Origin of the sequence: Rhizobacter sp. (genome assembly GCA_021153565.1) — a bacterium.
In the GTDB taxonomy this organism is placed as follows: domain Bacteria; phylum Pseudomonadota; class Gammaproteobacteria; order Burkholderiales; family Burkholderiaceae_C; genus Albitalea.
Genome location: JAJKJU010000267.1, coordinates 1 through 15481, shown reverse-complemented (window position 1 = coordinate 15481; position 15481 = coordinate 1). Strand labels below are relative to the sequence as shown.

The following is a 15481-nucleotide window of genomic DNA, read 5'->3' as shown; positions in this document are numbered from 1 at the left end:
TAACATGTGCGGGCACCGCCGAAAACATCGCGGGACAGGTGCCATGACTCAACCTCGATTAGCGTGGTTCGGCAAGCCGAAATTACATCGGGTCATAACACACGGGCTGCACTACCTGAAGGACGATGGCGTGATGGCCATCGTCTTGCCACACGGGGTGCTGTTTCGCGGCGGTGCTGAAGATCGCATCCGCCGCAAGCTGCTGGACGACGGGCACATCGACACCGTGATTGGGCTGCCCGCCAACCTGTTCTATTCAACCGGCATTCCGGTGTGCATCTTGGTGCTGAAGAAATGCAAGAAGCCCGACGACGTGCTCTTCATCAATGCCGCTGAGCACTTCGTGAAGGGCAAGCGCCAGAACCAGCTGACGGAAGAACACATCGCACGCATCGTCCAGACCTACCAGCAGCGCAACGGACAAGACCGCTACGCGCGGCGTGTGGCGATGAAGGAGATTGTGGAGAACGATTACAACCTCAATATCTCGCGCTACGTCAGCACCGCGGAGGAGGAGGCAGAGGTCGATCTTGCGACCACGCATGCCGAGTTGGTCAGGATCGAGGGCGATATTCAGAAGGCGACAGCAAAGCACAACGAGTTTTTGAAGGAACTCGGCTTGCCTCTTCTGCCGTAGTAGGTTATTGGACCCGACCTAGAGCAGTCGCTCACCTCGGTGAGCCTAAATGAACTATGCGCAGGAGGCACCGGCATCCATGGGTCACGCCCGCGATCGGCCCGCCCCTCTTCGGCACCTCCACTGGCCCTTTTGCCGCGGCGCGGGAGCCTGTCACAATCCCGCCCCTCGCAAGTAGATGAGGGGGAGACCCTGTGAAGACCACGGTGATGCTGCTGGCGTGCGCTTTCGCTGCCGCTCTGTCGGGCTGTACCCGGATCGAGGAAGCCGCCATGCCGGCGCCCGCCAAGGTAAATGCGGCCTACCCGCCGCCCCCTGAGGTGCAGGCGGCCCGGGATCGGCTCCTGGGCCTGCTGGCTGGCGACACCAAGCAGGTGGACGCCGTCAAGGCGCAGATCGAATCGCGCATGGCCCTGCGCGGCCTCGCGTGTTCGCAGCAGGTATCGATCGGTCGCCTCGACTCGGTGGCCTTTGTGAAGGCCCTCGGGCTCGACCAGATCTGCTTCCAGGCCCAGGACCAAGCGGTGCAGGACTTTCTCGGCACACGCACGGTCGGCGTGCTGATGTCGCTGCCACCGCTGCGCCCCCTCAAGCCCGCCACGGCCGGCACGCCGCTGCCGCAAGGGCCGCTTTCGTACATCACAGACGGCACCTTTGCGAGCCAGGCCGGCGTGGCGGTCCTGCGCGACACCGTGGGCGACGCAACGGTGGTCGAACTTCCCACCGGCGCCGTCATCGCGAAGCTGCCGCGCATGATGACCAGCCCCTGGGCCAGCCGCGTCTCGCCCAACGGCCGGGTGCTCGCCCTGCAGCAGACCGGCGGACAAGGTGTCACCTTCTTCGACACCAGCAACGGCCACCGTCTCTGGGACCGCCTCGGGGGGCAGAACGTGCTCACTTGGCTGCCCGAGGTCACCGGCTTCGTGATCGCCGAACGCAGCGGCGTTACCACGCTGGCCGACGGCCTGACGGGCAACTTGGCGCCCCATCCGCTGGCGCCGAAGAACAGCAGTGTCGCCACCTCGCTGCCGGGCAGCGCGGCACGCACCCTGCTTGGCAGTGCGCGCGAACTGGTGCTGATGGAACACCAGCGCGCGCCCGCCGGCCTTCAGGCGACCGAACTGAAACGCCTGCACATCACCGCCGGCCAGGGCATCAGCTCCGGCCAGCCGGTGTCCATGCAGCAGGGCAGGCTGGTCGTGTTCACCTCGCATCCGCACATCAGCTGGCTGAACCTCGAGAGCGGCGAGAGCGGGACCTACCGGACCTCCCCCACCTTCGGCGCCACCTTCGCCAAGCTCGACGAAAACCGCCTGCTGGTCGACTCGCTCGACCTGACCGACCGCATGCGCCTGAACCCGTGGGTGTTCGACATCGCCGCGCAGGTCGTGGCGCCGGTCGACCCGGCGGGCATGCAGGGCCTGCTGATCCCGACCGGCGATCGCCCCGGCTTCATGCGCCGCGGCCAGGGCGCCTGGGTGGCCGACGTAGTGAAGACCACGAGCGAGCCGGTGCCGCTCGACAAGGTGGCGGCCGAATACGAACTGCAGGCGCAACTCGCGAAGCTACAGGCGCAGGTTGATGCGCAGCAGTCCCAGGAGCGCTCGGCCACGGCCAGCGCCACGGCGCGGGCGACCGCACCCGCCATGATGGGCCTTCCGCGCGATGCCGTCGTGCACATGATCGGCGCTTACGAAGGCACGGGCAGCAGCCGTGCGAACCGTTCCATCCGAGTGGTCGTTCGGCATTCGCCGCGGCCGCTGGTGCTGGCCCTGTCGTCCTACGAATCGGTGCGCTGGGTGATCGTCAACCAGGGCGCGAAGATCTCCACGGTGCTGCTGAGCAGCTACGAGCCTTCTACGGTGATCGGCCTGCTCGACACGCCGGTGCAGCGCATGGGCAGCAGCTACGCCTACGAGGCCGGCAGCCCCGAGCACAAGCGCTGGCGCCAGGAAGTTCAGCAGTACATCGGCCCGCTCGACATCCGCAGCTTCCAGGGACAATACACCGGCAAAGAATTCAGCGTCGGCGGATCGTGAGCATGCTTCCCCTCGGCACCATCCTCCTGGCGGGCGGGCTGCTCGCCGCTGCCTCTCCGGCGCTGGCCGACGACATCTACCGCTGCGAGGGCGACGGCCCTAAGACACTCGTCGACTCGCCCGTACGTTGCCCGAGCGGCCGCGCGATACGTATCGGTGGCAGCGAGCCCGCGCCACCGCCTCCGCGGCCAGTGGCGGTTCCCGAACCGACGGAGCGCCCGCAGCGCATCCCGAAACGGGAAAAGCAGCGCGAACCGCCCGCAGCCGAGTCGTTCCGCCAACGCCTCGCGCCCCCGGGAGCAGCACCGGTGCAGGAGGAACCCGCCCCAGTCGCGGCCGCCGTGTCACCGGTTCCCCGCGTGCCCGTTCCGCCGGCCACGGCCGCCACTGTCTGTGCGCCGCTGCGCAACGACGCCACCGCACTACGCAAGTGCCTGGCGGAAGAACGGCGCAAGGAGGTGCGCATCATCGCCAACGGCCGCCTGATGCAGGTGAGCGCGGCGGCCGCGGAGCTGGCGCATTACGCGCGCACGCGCGACGGCCTGCTGGCCATCGGGCGCAGTGGGCGTCCGCCCGCATGGTGCGAAGAACTGATGGGCGACCTACTCCAGCAACGTCGGCTTGAGGTCATCGACAAGGAGGATGCACCCACGCCGGCGTGGATACACGGCAGCGGCACCGAGCTGCGTGGCGGCGAGGTCCTGGATCCGAACTACGCCGAGCTGGACGCGCCCGGCGGCCTAGTCGCGTCGGGCTACGTCACGGTGCGCTGGAAGCAGCAGCGCACGCTGGTCGTGAGGACGCGACCGGGCTGCTTCCCGGCGGGGTCAAACTCCACCAAGGCTACCTGCGGCTCTCAGCGCTACATCGCCATCGACGTCCACGACGACGAGATGCCGCAGGCCTGCAACATCGGCTTCTACGGGCGCCCGTACTGGCTGCAATGGAAGGACAAGAACGTGGAGATCCGCGTCCCGTCACGTTGACAACACGGCCGAGCACCGTGGCACGGCGCGGCTCTTAGTTGGTGGCTTCCTTGGCCGCTTCCTTCGCCTCGTAGCGCCACGTTGGCCAGGAGCAGGGGAGCAGGCACGTTGTCCGTCGTGGGCGCATCTTTGATGGCCCTCAACCAGACGGGAGTCCATCATGGAATCCATTACCAACCGTGATCATCGCGAGTCATGGAACAAGGGCAAGACGCGCGACCTTGCCCTCTTCAACCTCGGCATCGACAGCAAGCTGCGTGGCTGTGATCTTGTTGCCCTCCGGGTACGAGACATCTGCCACAGCGACCAAGTCGCAACGCGCGCTGTCGTGATGCAGCACAAAACCCAACGCCCTGTGCAGTTCGAGATCACGTCGGCGATGCGCGATGCGGTGCAGAAGTGGATCAAGCAAGCGGGGCTGAAATCCGAGGACTTCCTCTTCCCAAGTCGAATTCACGGATCACCGCACCTGGGAACACGGAAGTACGCTCGAATTGTTGATGGCTGGGTCAAAGACCTTGGACTTGTCCCAGTCTTCTGCGTGAGCACCTTCATCAGCATCAGGCTGCCCGAAGGTAGCTCCAGGCGGTCGAGTCTTGTGCTTGAGCACAAAGGTGCGAGATGCTGACTGACGCAATGACCGGCGTCGGGCCTAGCTACTTCTCATCGTCGCTGTGAAAGCCCATGCTGTCGCGGTGATCGCGGTAGTAGTTCAACAGGACACTATTGCAGCAATTGTGGGCAGCGGTACCTCGCAATGAAATGACGCCGTTGGCTTACCGCTTACGGTTCGACTGCGTGCTGCGAAGCTCGTCCACCAGGGACAAGCGCCTTTTGGATCGCGTCGAGCTGGCGTGAGAAAGGGTATGTCTTTGCTCCTCGGACCCGAATCGATTCAGGTAAGCATCTCCAACAGAAGTGAGTTGAAGCCGGGTCGAACCATCGCTCGCAGTTTGTTCAGAAACAAGGCGGTTCAGGGATGCCGCCGGGACGTTGGAATATGCCTCCAAGTCGGCGAGAGTGTTGATGTGATCTGTGAGCGACAGCCCCTCGGCGACAACGCGAAAACTGTCCTCGGGAATCTCTGAACGCAGCGAAGAAAGATCTGTGTGTGTTGAGGCTGATCGAATGCTGGAGAAATGCGACCCTTCGGGCAAATCGAACGAGGCCCCTGGAGTGGACAGGCCGCGGAAATCCGCCGAGCCAGGGGTGGAAGGTTCGTTCATTCTCTGTGCCGGCTGCGGGGACTTCAAGAGACTGATCAGGTCATTCTGGGGCGAAGGTTGGTGGCTGGAACTGCCTGGATAGTTGCTTCGGGAATGCGATGGAGTGGGCAGATCAATGAAGGGAGTCAGTCCACCGAAGGTTGGAGAATTTGGAGTGGAGTGACGGCTGAGGGATGAACCTTGCGGGGTGCGCGACAGAGCGGCCCGACTCCACCTGCTGTCGACCTCTTGCCCGTGAAGACTTGGGGAATTGCCGGCCGCCTGCGATGGCATGAACTGATTTTGATAAGGGGTCAGACCGCTGAAGAACGAGGGCCCCGGGCTGGAATCGTCTCTCCCCATTGCGACTGCTGACTCATCGACGTGGTGCTGCTGTGCGGACATCAATTGACTGGCTAGGTCATTCGGGGGCGTTTGGTGGCTGGAACTGATGGAAGGGCCACCCGATTGACTGATCAGATCCTGCCGGGACGACGGTTGATGGCTGCTTGATCCTGCGCCGGAACGTTTCGACGCTCTCGATTGGGCCTTCTTTATCTCAGCAAGGACGCTGGCTGACAAGGTCTGCTTTCTCAGGGCAAGCGCCGCATCAAATCGTGCCGTCTGTTTGTCGTCCAGATGGGCACGAATATTCTGGCCCTTGTCTGTCAAAGATCCGTCGGAACTCAAATATTTATGGATGAGACCCGAAAAGTCGTTCGACATTCCAATGTTCCGTAAGGATTGCCTTCCATCTGACAAGTCAGAGAGGAATTTGTCGTCCATGAATTTCAGCGCTGCTGAGGGCGTTTGACTTCTGGAGATGGGCCTGTCCGACCCTCCCCGGCTCATCCCATGGACTCCGTCTGGCAAGGTTTGCCGTCTCTTGGCATTCGCCTCATCAAATAGCGCCCTCTGTTCGATGCTCAGTTGGGCAAAACTATTCTTGCCTTTGTCTGTCAAAGATCCGCTCGTAGTAAAGACGTAACGGAGATCGGGAAAGTTGTTCGACTGGCTGATGTGTTGTACGGATTTTGTTCCATCTGACCACGCCGAGAGGAAGTCCTTATCCACGATTTTCAAAGCCGTTTCGAGCCTTCGACTCGCTCTTCTGCCCAAGCTGCTTGCTTGTGTATTCATCTTTTGTGGCGGAGGGAGCGGAGGACGGGCGGACGAGGGCGCGAAACGGCTTGTCGGCAACGAAGGCGGCAAGCTCGCTGTATTGCGCGGCGCGCTTTCGGAGCTAACGCTGAAAGGCACTGTGGGGGTGGCAGCTGGCGCTGCAGTGCTGGCGCGGGTTGTCGTAGTCGACCGAGAGGCGGGATGACTTGCGACGCGCGAGGCTTCCCACTCCGCGTAGGACCGGGAATCATAGAGGCGCCCGTCCTCGTAGGCGCTGGTGATATGGGAACTGCTTCGGGCGCTGTTGTCGTCGGCAGATCCTGCCAGGCGCGTTTGCTGCAATGACTGGAGTGGGTCAAGTTCGCTTTCATTGCGACTGATGGGCGCGATGGTTGCGCTTCTGCTACTCGCCCGAGATGACTGCGACGCGGCTTCCTGTGTGCTTTGCTCAGATGCCTGCGGGTCGAATGATGGAGTGCCCCTGGTGGTGCTGGTTCGTGTGTTGGTCATTCTCTCGGCTTCCTTGGCGCTTGCTTGCAAGTTGCTGTGGGTGGCGATTTTTTGCCAGACTTATGCTGCGCAGGCCGCCGGGATGCGAAGGCGCGACCGAATATGCGAAGCCGGGTCGCAACCTCATCTCAGCGGTGGCTCGCCCACTCTTGTTGGGCTGAAATGCGTCGCTGCGGCGTGGTTCAAAAACCGCTGTTTTTGGGTAACACGGACGAGCGCAATCGGTCCGCTGACGATGGCGGGGAATTCACCCGGAAGGATGTGAAGTCGATGCAGGACGCGGTGCGCCGCGAATCGCCTCAGCTGCGCAGGGGCTGAGGCTCTCCCAGGCCCAGCAGCGTGAACCAGTGCGCTCGAGCGAAGTGGCCTATGGGCAATCTCGCGTGGCTGGTTGGATGGCAGCGCATCGTGTTTCCGGACGGGAAGGCGATGGATATTGGGGCGCTGACAGCGCCGGTTGCGCAGGCTTCAACGACAGTGAAGACAACCACTACATCCGAATCTTCGGATCGGCCCCGCTCATGTCGGGGATCACCGTCGGGGTGTCGATCAGCCAGAACTGCGACTCAGGAAGCGGCACGGGCACATCGGGCAAATGCGCGGTTACGGAAGCGCTTGGGCAATTTCGACGGCAACTTCGTCGAATCAGATGGGAAGTGGCCGGCGCCCATGGACCACCAGTTCATGAGCCACGCCATCAACTACGACGGTGATAACGGTCCTTCTTGCGATGACGCCGTTGTCCCAGCCCATCCGGTTGAAGTGGTCAGTGCAGCGGTCACGAGGCGAAGGCATCGGTGGGGCATCTCGATCGCCTGGTGTCACATGCCGCGAATCCGCGGTGTGCGAAGTCTTGCCGCCTGCAAAACCGGTCTCAATAGGCGCCGATCAACCTCACACCAAGATGCCGCGCCAGCCCCTGCGCCCCGGCGCGCATCACGCCGTCGTGGTTCCAGCGGAACACCGGCGCGGCCAGTGGTGCGGCAATGCGCATCCAACGCGTGCCGAGGTTCACGCACCAGATGTAGCGAACGCGTGTGGTCTCGCCCTCGGGTGTCAGCTCCCAGGTGCCGACGCCGTCGAGTTGCCCCCTGGCGCGACCCTGCATGCGGCGCGGGCGCTGGATCTCCATCACCTCGACGTCGAAGGCCACGCCATAGGGCAGCCGGCTGCTCCAGGCGATGTGGCGTATGGCGCCCAGGCCGTCAGCGTCGCCGGGGTCGATTTCCTGCACCGACTTCACATAGCGCCACCATGAAGGCCACTCTTCGGTGGCCTTCAATGCATCCCACACTCGCTCGATGGGCGCGTCGACGTGCCAGTTGCTCACGAGCTGGAACTGCGCTGCCTCGGCAGGCGCAACCGACACTGCGCTCATTGGCGCGCGGCAGCAGACGCCGCGGTGTCGTAAGTGCCGATGAATCGCGTGATCTTGCCGCCGCGCACGGTGAACACGTGCACCCAGTCCGTCTCGAACACCTTGCCCGCGGGCAGCGCCTTCGTGCGCTCCCATCCGAGCACGGTCACGTGGTCGGGGCCTGCCAGGAATTCACGCGGCTCGAAGGCCTGGATGCCGTCGGCTTCGGCGACGAGGCCGAACCACTTCGCGACGGCTTCCTTGCCGACGAAGCGGCCCATGTAGGGCACTCCGATCTCGCCGCGATGGATCCATTCCACGTCATCGGACATCATGGCGACGAGTGCGGGTACGTCGCCCCGCCCAAAGGCTTCGTAAATCGCTTGGACGATCTGGACAGGCTGGCTCATGGAGACCTCCGTACAAAAGGTGCCTGGGTATACGCAGGGATGGCGTGACCGGATGCAGAAACCCGGGTGCGAAAATCCTCAGCATGACCGCATCGACCACTTCCATCACCATCACCCGTCCCGACGACTGGCACCTTCACGTGCGCGACGGCGCGGTGCTCACATCCATCGTGCCGCACAGTGCCCGGCAGATGGGCCGCGCGCTCATCATGCCCAATCTCAAGCCGCCGGTCACTACCGCGGCGCAGGCGGCGGCGTATCGGGAACGCATCCTGGCCGCCGTGCCGAAAGGGATGAAATTCGAACCGCTGATGTCGCTATACCTGACCGACAAACTGCCGCCAGAAGAGATCCGCCGAGCGAAAGATGCCGGCGTCGTGGCCGTCAAGCTCTACCCGGCCGGCGCCACGACCAACAGCGATGCAGGCGTGACGGACATTCGCAAGACCTACAAGACCCTGGAGGCCATGCAGCGCGAAGGCATCCTGCTGCTGGTGCACGGCGAAGTGACCGATCCGTGCGTCGACATCTTCGACCGCGAGAAGGCCTTCATCGACACGCAGCTGATTCCACTGCGCGCCGATTTCCCCGAGCTGAAGATCGTCGTCGAGCACATGACCACGCGCGACGCGGCGCAATACGTGGCCGAGGCCGACCGGTACACCGCGGCAAGCATCACCGCGCATCACCTGCTCTATAACCGAAACGCCATCTTCACCGGCGGCCTCCGCCCCCACTACTACTGCCTGCCGGTCCTCAAACGCGAGGAGCACCGAGTAGCGCTCGTGAAAGCCGCCACCTCGGGCAGCGACAAGTTCTTCCTCGGCACTGACAGCGCACCGCACGCTGCGCACCTGAAGGAGCATGCGACAGGCTGTGCAGGCTGCTACACGGCATTGAGCGCGCTGGAGCTGTATGCCGAGGCCTTCGACAACGCCAACGCGCTCGACAAGCTCGAAGCCTTCGCGAGCTTCAATGGGCCGGACTTCTATGGACTGCCGCGCAACACGGGCAAGGTCACGCTTTGCAAGGAATCGTGGACACTGCCTGAGACGGTCCCGTTCGGGGAAACCGAACTCAAGCCTTTGCGCGGCGGCGAGCCGCTGGCATGGCGCCTCGTCGAAGGAACCGCATCGTGATCGAAAAGCAAGCCCGCATCGCGCTTCTCATCGACGCCGACAACTCGCCCGCGAGCAAGATCGATGTCATCCTGGCCGAGCTGGCGAAGGCGGGTGTCACCAACATCCGCCGCGCCTATGGCAACTGGAAGAAAGATGGACTCAAGGGCTGGGAGGCCGTGCTGCACGAATACGCCATCCGCCCCATCCAGCAGTTCGACTACAGCAAGGGCAAGAACGCCACCGACATGGGCATGGTCATCGACGCGATGGACCTGCTCTACACCGATCAGCCCGAGGCCTTCGGCATCGTGTCCTCGGACAGCGACTTCACGCCGCTGGTGATGCATCTGAAGGCAAAGGGCGCGCAGGTGTTTGGCTTTGGGGCAAAGAAGACGCCAATGCCGTTCGTGAATGCGTGCTCGCGCTTTCTGTACTTGGAGAACCTCGGGGCTGCGTCGGATGCGGATGAGCCTGAGAAGCCCGCGAAGCCGGAGAAGGCGGCCGCGAAGTCGCGCCGCAAGACCCGCGGGCCGGCCAAGGATGCGAAGGAGCCTGCGGCGGCGGTGCCGGATGTCGTTGCCGCGGAAGTGGCCGCACCGTCTAAGCAAGATTCCATTGCGCTGCGGCGTGACGCCCGCCTCGTCACCTTGCTGCGCAATGCGGTCGAATCGGCGGCCGGCGAAGACGGCTGGTCGTCACTCGGCTCGGTGGGCCAGCAGATCGGCAATCAGGCCTCGTTCGATCCACGCAACTACGGTTACCGCAAGCTCATCGACTTGATCGATGCGACCCAGTTATTCGATCTCGACCGTCGCGGCTCGCAGTTCGTCCTGCGCGAAAAGCGCCAAGCGGCAAGGGGCTGATGGGGTGTCGGAAGCCAGCTGGGGAAAAGCGGTCAGCGCATGGATCCCGTAGAAAGCAGGGATATTTCACGCGACGAAATGCGCGCGGAGCGGCGGCGCAACTCGCGCGGTCATTGACGCTCAACATGTAACGCGGCGTAATTGGGATTCCATATTCGAGGTTACCCATGAAGCGTCTTGGCCTTCCCCTTTTCATCGTCGCATCCGTGCTCGCAGGGTGTCTCGCATCGCTGTCTCCGGCGACAGCACAAAGCGTCGCGGTTCTGAACGGCGTGGCGATGGCCGGCAAGCAGCGCATGCTCAGCCAACGTGTTCTCAAAGCCTATGCGCAGTTGTCGTTGAACGTCGTTCCTGACAAGGCCACGGTCATTCTTGCGTCTTCACTCGACGAACTGAAGAGCAGCAACGCCTCACTGCGAGCCGTTGCCAAGGACTCCAATCTCGCGGCCTTGCAGACGCAATCGACCCTCATTGACAAGCTGGCCGCAGTGACTGCGATGCCGCCGAGCGACAGCACAATGCAGCAAGCCTCGCAGCTCAGCGAGGCGTTGCTGGGCAATGCCGAAACGGTGACACAGGGCTTTATCAAATCCGGAGCCGAGGCGCCTGCGGCGATGGTCAACTTGGCGGCCATGCAAAGGATGCTCTCCCAGCGCGCTGCAAGCGCCTACCTCGTCTATCAAACTGGGGCCAAGTCGCCGGAAGTGAAGGCGCGCGCGCTGAAGGCGACGGCCGATTTCAAGTCAGCCATCAGCGCATTCGACGAGGCGAAGACGGAGTTTCCTCAGGTCGCCGACCGGATCGAGATGGCGCGTATACAGATGGTCTTCTTCGAGCATGCGTTGAGCAACATCGACCACCCCACGACAGGACAGTTCACGACCATCGCTACGACCAGTGAGCGAATCCTTGGCGAAATGGATTCGATGACCTCCGAGATGGTCAAGCAGCTTGGGGCCCGCAATACACCGACGATCGCATTGGCCAAGAAGAAATAGCAGCATCCGATCCGAACGCGCCACGCCCCTCACCCCCACGCCACTGCGAAGCTAGTCGGGTGAGTTGTCCGAGTTCGTGAACTCGGTCTCAAGGAAGAAACCGATCTATCCGACGCGCCCGAACAGCTGACTCAAGACTCGCGAGCGTGCTCGTCAACTTGGCTCGCTGCGCGTCATCAGGCAGGTTTGCCATGGCCAATTCGACCCGGCTTGCATAGCACTTTCCGCTGTTCAAGCAGGGTGCCAATACCTCCGGTGAGCGTTCGTCACAAACCAGGCCGAGTCGGCACGGCAGGACAACCAATGCAGTCTGCAGAACTGCAGAATTCATGACAGGGACTTGCTTGCCGTCGATCCAGTATGCAAGTCCGTCCGGCGTTTTCTCCAGCAGCAATCGCTCCAATTGATTGGACACCAGCAAGGGATCCCCGTTGTTCAGCACGGCCGCAAGAGCAGACTTGCGTCGGCTGATGTCGTTGGATGCGATCGCGGTCTTGACTTGGAGCGCCACCTTCTCGAGCGCGTCCCCTTGCGCCTTCGCTTGCGCAATCAACTGAATGTCGCGCTCGCCGCCGCTCTCGTAGTCGGAAAAACTCTGGCAGGCGGCCTTGATCCTTTTGTACGACGCATTCCTGATCGCAAAGAGATGAGGGTCTTCAAGGTCTGCGCGAGGCAAATCTTCCGCAGTCCAGTCCATGATCGTCACTAACACAGCTGTGCGCGCAACCAGGCAAAGGTTGGCTGCGTACGCAGCGTAGGTCACCCCTCCGGCTTCTGGTCTGTTGATTGCGTTCATGGCGAAGGCGCGCAAGTCTTTCGAGTCATTGAGAAGTGCCGCCATACTTTTTGTCGCACTCGCGGGACTGATCTTGCTGGGGCCCGTCGCGGTAGCGGCGCTTGGCAGATTACCGTCGCGCTTTTCGACGAGCCCAACAGACGGCGCCGCGTTGGAGCGGCGACTTTCAAGTGCCGGAGTTCCTGGATGGTCCGTCTGGCGGTAGTGGTAGCCGAAAGATAGAACTGTTGCGCAGATCACGGCTGCGCCAGCGGCCACCCATCGCATGTGGCGAGGTCTATGAATGAAACTCATTCGAACGAGTGACCTTTGATGATGAACCCTGGCAGTTCAACAGGAGACGTTTGTGGGCGAGGTCTTCCCGCAACTGCAAACCGCAGACATCCCAGTAGAGCGAGAGAGCTTTTCATTGTTTTTCGAATGGGAAGGTCGGTTGAAGGATCGCGCAGCCTATCAGCGCATTTCTTTCACACCACTGTAAAAGGTAACAGGGTTGATGGCGTTGACAATGAATGCCTCAATGGCTGCTGCGTGGAGGCGCATGCACATGACGGGTTTCTGGAAGGCCATCGATTGGCAGCGGCCATGGCTGTCACCGTACCGCGGGTTGGGCATGTCGGCCTGCGCGCTGCTCGATGCCCAACGATCGGTGGCCGAAGCGCTCAACGAACTGGCGCAGCCAGCACCCCGCCTCGCCGCGGGCTCGCTGCGTTTCGTCGCGCAGCATGAACTTGCGCCGGACGAGGCCTATGAATCGTTCATCGCCCGCACGGGCTGTGTGCCGACGCGAGACAACCTGCACGACTTGTTCAATGGGCTGGTGTGGCTGGTGTTTCCACAGATCAAGCGACGGCTCAATGAACTGCAGGCGGAACAGATCGCCCAAATGGGCGTGCGCGCCACGCGTGGCAGTGTCCGCGATGCGCTGACGCTGTTCGACGAGAACGCTGCGCTGTGGCAGATGAGCGAGGCGATGTTCGAGTCGCTTCGGTCGCGCGACTGGTCGACGTTGTTCATCACGCGTCGGGTCGATTGGAGCGATGCACGCCTCACGCTCTTCGGCCACGCGCTGCTTGAAAAACTCGTCATGCCGCGCAAAGCGATCACGGCGCATGTGTGGCCCGTGACGCCGGGTGCCGATCTTGATTCGTTCGCATTGAACGAGCTGCGCGCAGAGCGGCTTGCTGCCAAGCCGTGGTTGCCTTTGCCTGTGCTCGGTGTGCTCGGTGTGCCGGGATGGTGGAGCGAGAACGAGTCGCCCATGTTCTATGACGACCGTCACGTGTTTCGAGTACTTGCCCGGATGTCGAAGGATGCCAACGCGGGCTGTCGCTCTTTAATTTGATTTGGCAGTGTGATGAGCAGTCTCGGGATGAAGGGATAATCGCCCCCGTGAAGCGAGCCAGACCGCCGCTGGTGCAAGGCCCGAAAGGGTGCACTGGAGGAAGGTCCGGACTGCACAGGGCGGCGTAGCAGCTAACGGCTGTCCACCGTGAGGTGAGGATCAGAGCAACAGAGACGAGCCGATTCAGTTCGGGTGAAACGGGCAATCTCTACGCGCAGCAATACCAAGTAGGCACACGTTGATCTGGCCCGGAGAGTGTGCGGGTAGGTAGCACCGAGCCGTCGCAGCGATGCACGGCCCAGAGGAATGGCGGTCACGGGAGTGACTTCGAAAGAAGTCGCCCCCGCACAGAATCCGGCCTATCGGCTCGCTTCACACTTACGTTTTTTCGTTCTCGTGATTTGCACGACCGCCCGTGCAAATCCTGCAGATTGATTTGACGGCTTGAACCCCGACGCACGCCGCTCGGTGAAAAGTACGGAACCCAGTTTCACCTTTCACGCTTCACCGAGCAAAACGTTCAGCATTGCGCAAAAGTGGCCGATATCCGGTCATGGCGAAGACTCCACCCGCTGCGGTTGCCGCTGCCGCGCCCGTGCTCGACCAGGAGGTTGAAAGCCCGGTCGATGGCGAGCCCGCGCCAAAGAAGCGATTTACTTTGAAGATGCCGGCCTTCATGGCCCGGCTGCCCAAGCTCGATCTGAAGTCGCGTATGCCGTTTCGCATTCCCTTGTCGAAGAAGCTGCTGATCCTCATCGGGGCGAGCGTGCTCACCGTCAGCGCCGCAGGTGCCGCGGCACTTGCGTTTTGGCCGGGCGAGCCTGAAGTCGTCCACAAGCCGGTGGTCGCAAAGAAGAGCAAGAAAGGCAAGAAGAGCAAGCGCGTGGCTCCCGCGGCGTCTGCCGCATCCGCGGCTGCTTCAGCCGTCGAATCGACCGACATGGCGGCGACCATGCCTGCGCAAACAACGGCCCGCGTCGCGCCGGCTGCAAGTGAGCCTGAAGACCCGATGGACAAGCTGCGCAGGCGCCTGGGCGAAACACTGTCCAGCGGGGGCAAGCTTGAAAATGGTGGGCCGGGCGAATTGAAGTTGACGGCACGACAAGGCGAACCAAAGACCATGCCAGCTGCACACGTCACCGCACGGGTGGACCCGGCTGCAGACCAAGCGGCTTCGCGCGGCGAACCCGCCGTCGCGACGAAAATCGCCCGCGCCAGAACGGATGCATCGGACGATCACGCGGTACATCACGATGCCAAGGCCGCTGCCTTGCAACATTTGCAATGGTCTTACGACGGTGCCGGGGGGCCCGAAGCCTGGGGCAAGTTGAAACCCGATTTCGCCAAATGCGCGAGCGGTACCCGCCAAAGCCCCATCGACATCCGCGACGGCATCCAGGTCAACCTCGATCCGATCCAGTTCGATTACAAGCCCACCGCCTTTCGCGTGATCGACAACGGCCACACGGTGCAGGTCAACGTGGCGCCGGGCAATTTCATCGAAGTCAACGGCAAGCGTTTCGAGCTGCTGCAATTCCACTTCCACCGGCCTTCGGAAGAGCGCATCCAGGGCAAGCAATTCGACATGGTCGTCCACCTCGTGCACAAGGACGCCGAGGGTCGCCTCGCGCTCGTCGCCGTGCTGCTCGAACGCGGTGGCGCGCATTCGATAGTGCAGACGGTGTGGAACAACCTGCCGCTTGAAAAGGGCGAAGAACAGGCGGCACAGGTTCCCTTGGACTTGAACCAGCTTCTGCCCGCCGAACGCAGCTACTACACCTACATGGGTTCGCTCACCACGCCTCCTTGCAGTGAAGGCGTGCTTTGGATGGTGATGAAAAGGCCGGTGCCCATTGCACAAGAGCAGATAGGCATCTTCGCGCGGCTGTATCCGATGAATGCGAGGCCGGTGCAGTCGGCGAGCGGGCGGATGATCAAGGAATCGAACTAGTCAGTGGACTAGAGGCGCGCGTATGACGCGCAACGCGGCCCAGAGGCTGAGAGTATTTCGATCATGCCCGCTCATCACGCCAAAAGCCCCCTGCTCGTCGTTGCAAATGCTCGCCATAGCCAAGCTATGGCTGCGCTTTGC

General features: G+C 62.3%; 13 protein-coding genes and 1 other RNA gene. 10 read left to right on the top strand and 4 right to left on the bottom strand.

Annotated elements, in window-relative coordinates:
- The 4 genes from AC30NL_RS17290 to AC30NL_RS17275 all read left to right on the top strand — a co-directional run.
- A partial coding sequence (locus AC30NL_RS17290; RefSeq protein WP_489465230.1) for an N-6 DNA methylase occupies positions 1-637 on the top strand: 637 nt, incomplete at its 5' end.
- Between the two features lie 194 nt (positions 638-831).
- A complete protein-coding gene (locus tag AC30NL_RS17285; protein ID WP_489465229.1) occupies positions 832-2676 on the top strand; it encodes a hypothetical protein in 1845 nt (614 codons plus the stop codon).
- A 341-nt stretch (positions 2677-3017) separates the two neighbouring features.
- Positions 3018-3662: a hypothetical protein gene (locus tag AC30NL_RS17280; RefSeq protein WP_489465228.1), complete on the top strand. Its 645-nt coding sequence runs from the start codon at positions 3018-3020 to the stop codon at positions 3660-3662.
- A 160-nt stretch (positions 3663-3822) separates the two neighbouring features.
- On the top strand, positions 3823-4290 hold the full coding sequence (locus tag AC30NL_RS17275) for a tyrosine-type recombinase/integrase (RefSeq protein ID WP_489465227.1): 468 nt from the start codon (positions 3823-3825) through the stop codon (positions 4288-4290).
- A gap of 148 nt (positions 4291-4438) precedes the next feature.
- Here AC30NL_RS17275 and AC30NL_RS17270 read toward each other — a convergent pair whose 3' ends face one another.
- The 3 genes from AC30NL_RS17270 to AC30NL_RS17260 form a co-directional block, all read right to left on the bottom strand.
- The gene (locus AC30NL_RS17270) at positions 4439-6007 is read right to left on the bottom strand and encodes a hypothetical protein (protein WP_489465226.1); all 1569 of its coding nucleotides are present in this window, start codon (positions 6005-6007) and stop codon (positions 4439-4441) included.
- A 1366-nt stretch (positions 6008-7373) separates the two neighbouring features.
- The gene (locus tag AC30NL_RS17265; protein ID WP_489465225.1) at positions 7374-7877 is read right to left on the bottom strand and encodes an SRPBCC family protein; all 504 of its coding nucleotides are present in this window, start codon (positions 7875-7877) and stop codon (positions 7374-7376) included.
- The gene (locus AC30NL_RS17260) at positions 7874-8266 is read right to left on the bottom strand and encodes a nuclear transport factor 2 family protein (RefSeq protein ID WP_489465224.1); all 393 of its coding nucleotides are present in this window, start codon (positions 8264-8266) and stop codon (positions 7874-7876) included. Before AC30NL_RS17260 ends, AC30NL_RS17265 begins: the two co-directional genes overlap by 4 nt.
- An 83-nt stretch (positions 8267-8349) precedes the next feature.
- Here AC30NL_RS17260 and pyrC point away from each other — a divergent pair, with 83 nt between their 5' ends.
- From pyrC to AC30NL_RS17245, 3 genes are all read left to right on the top strand, one after another.
- On the top strand, positions 8350-9405 hold the full coding sequence (gene pyrC / locus AC30NL_RS17255) for a dihydroorotase (protein ID WP_489465223.1): 1056 nt from the start codon (positions 8350-8352) through the stop codon (positions 9403-9405).
- Positions 9402-10250 (top strand): NYN domain-containing protein, encoded by an 849-nt coding sequence (locus tag AC30NL_RS17250; RefSeq protein ID WP_489465222.1) that lies wholly within the window; start codon positions 9402-9404, stop codon positions 10248-10250. The genes pyrC and AC30NL_RS17250 overlap by 4 nt, the downstream gene beginning before the upstream one ends.
- A gap of 167 nt (positions 10251-10417) precedes the next feature.
- Positions 10418-11248, top strand: coding sequence for a hypothetical protein (locus tag AC30NL_RS17245; protein WP_489465221.1), 831 nt, complete (start codon positions 10418-10420; stop codon positions 11246-11248).
- Positions 11249-11336: 88 nt separating this feature from the next.
- Here AC30NL_RS17245 and AC30NL_RS17240 read toward each other — a convergent pair whose 3' ends face one another.
- On the bottom strand, positions 11337-12044 hold the full coding sequence (locus AC30NL_RS17240; protein ID WP_489465220.1) for a hypothetical protein: 708 nt from the start codon (positions 12042-12044) through the stop codon (positions 11337-11339).
- Positions 12045-12552: 508 nt separating this feature from the next.
- On the opposite strand from AC30NL_RS17240, the gene AC30NL_RS17235 reads away from it, so the two are divergent.
- The 3 genes from AC30NL_RS17235 to AC30NL_RS17225 all read left to right on the top strand — a co-directional run bounded on the left by AC30NL_RS17235 (position 12553) and on the right by AC30NL_RS17225 (position 15340).
- Positions 12553-13389, top strand: coding sequence for a DUF3025 domain-containing protein (locus AC30NL_RS17235; protein ID WP_489465219.1), 837 nt, complete (start codon positions 12553-12555; stop codon positions 13387-13389).
- A 49-nt stretch (positions 13390-13438) separates the two neighbouring features.
- Positions 13439-13767, top strand: an RNA gene (rnpB, locus tag AC30NL_RS17230) — RNase P RNA component class A.
- 175 nt (positions 13768-13942) lie between these two features.
- Positions 13943-15340: a carbonic anhydrase gene (locus AC30NL_RS17225; RefSeq protein ID WP_489465218.1), complete on the top strand. Its 1398-nt coding sequence runs from the start codon at positions 13943-13945 to the stop codon at positions 15338-15340.
- The last annotated feature ends 141 nt before the right edge of the window (positions 15341-15481 follow it).

What these genes read in the sequence shown, in the direction of transcription:
- AC30NL_RS17275 (WP_489465227.1), top strand. Translation starts at nt 3,823, where the DNA reads ATGGAATCCATTACCAACCGTGATCATCGCGAGTCATGGAACAAGGGC.
- AC30NL_RS17270 (WP_489465226.1), bottom strand. Translation starts at nt 6,007, where the DNA reads ATGAATACACAAGCAAGCAGCTTGGGCAGAAGAGCGAGTCGAAGGCTC.
- AC30NL_RS17265 (WP_489465225.1), bottom strand. Translation starts at nt 7,877, where the DNA reads ATGAGCGCAGTGTCGGTTGCGCCTGCCGAGGCAGCGCAGTTCCAGCTC.
- AC30NL_RS17260 (WP_489465224.1), bottom strand. Translation starts at nt 8,266, where the DNA reads ATGAGCCAGCCTGTCCAGATCGTCCAAGCGATTTACGAAGCCTTTGGG.
- pyrC (WP_489465223.1), top strand. Translation starts at nt 8,350, where the DNA reads ATGACCGCATCGACCACTTCCATCACCATCACCCGTCCCGACGACTGG.
- AC30NL_RS17245 (WP_489465221.1), top strand. Translation starts at nt 10,418, where the DNA reads ATGAAGCGTCTTGGCCTTCCCCTTTTCATCGTCGCATCCGTGCTCGCA.
- AC30NL_RS17240 (WP_489465220.1), bottom strand. Translation starts at nt 12,044, where the DNA reads ATGAACGCAATCAACAGACCAGAAGCCGGAGGGGTGACCTACGCTGCG.
- AC30NL_RS17235 (WP_489465219.1), top strand. Translation starts at nt 12,553, where the DNA reads ATGAATGCCTCAATGGCTGCTGCGTGGAGGCGCATGCACATGACGGGT.
- AC30NL_RS17225 (WP_489465218.1), top strand. Translation starts at nt 13,943, where the DNA reads ATGGCGAAGACTCCACCCGCTGCGGTTGCCGCTGCCGCGCCCGTGCTC.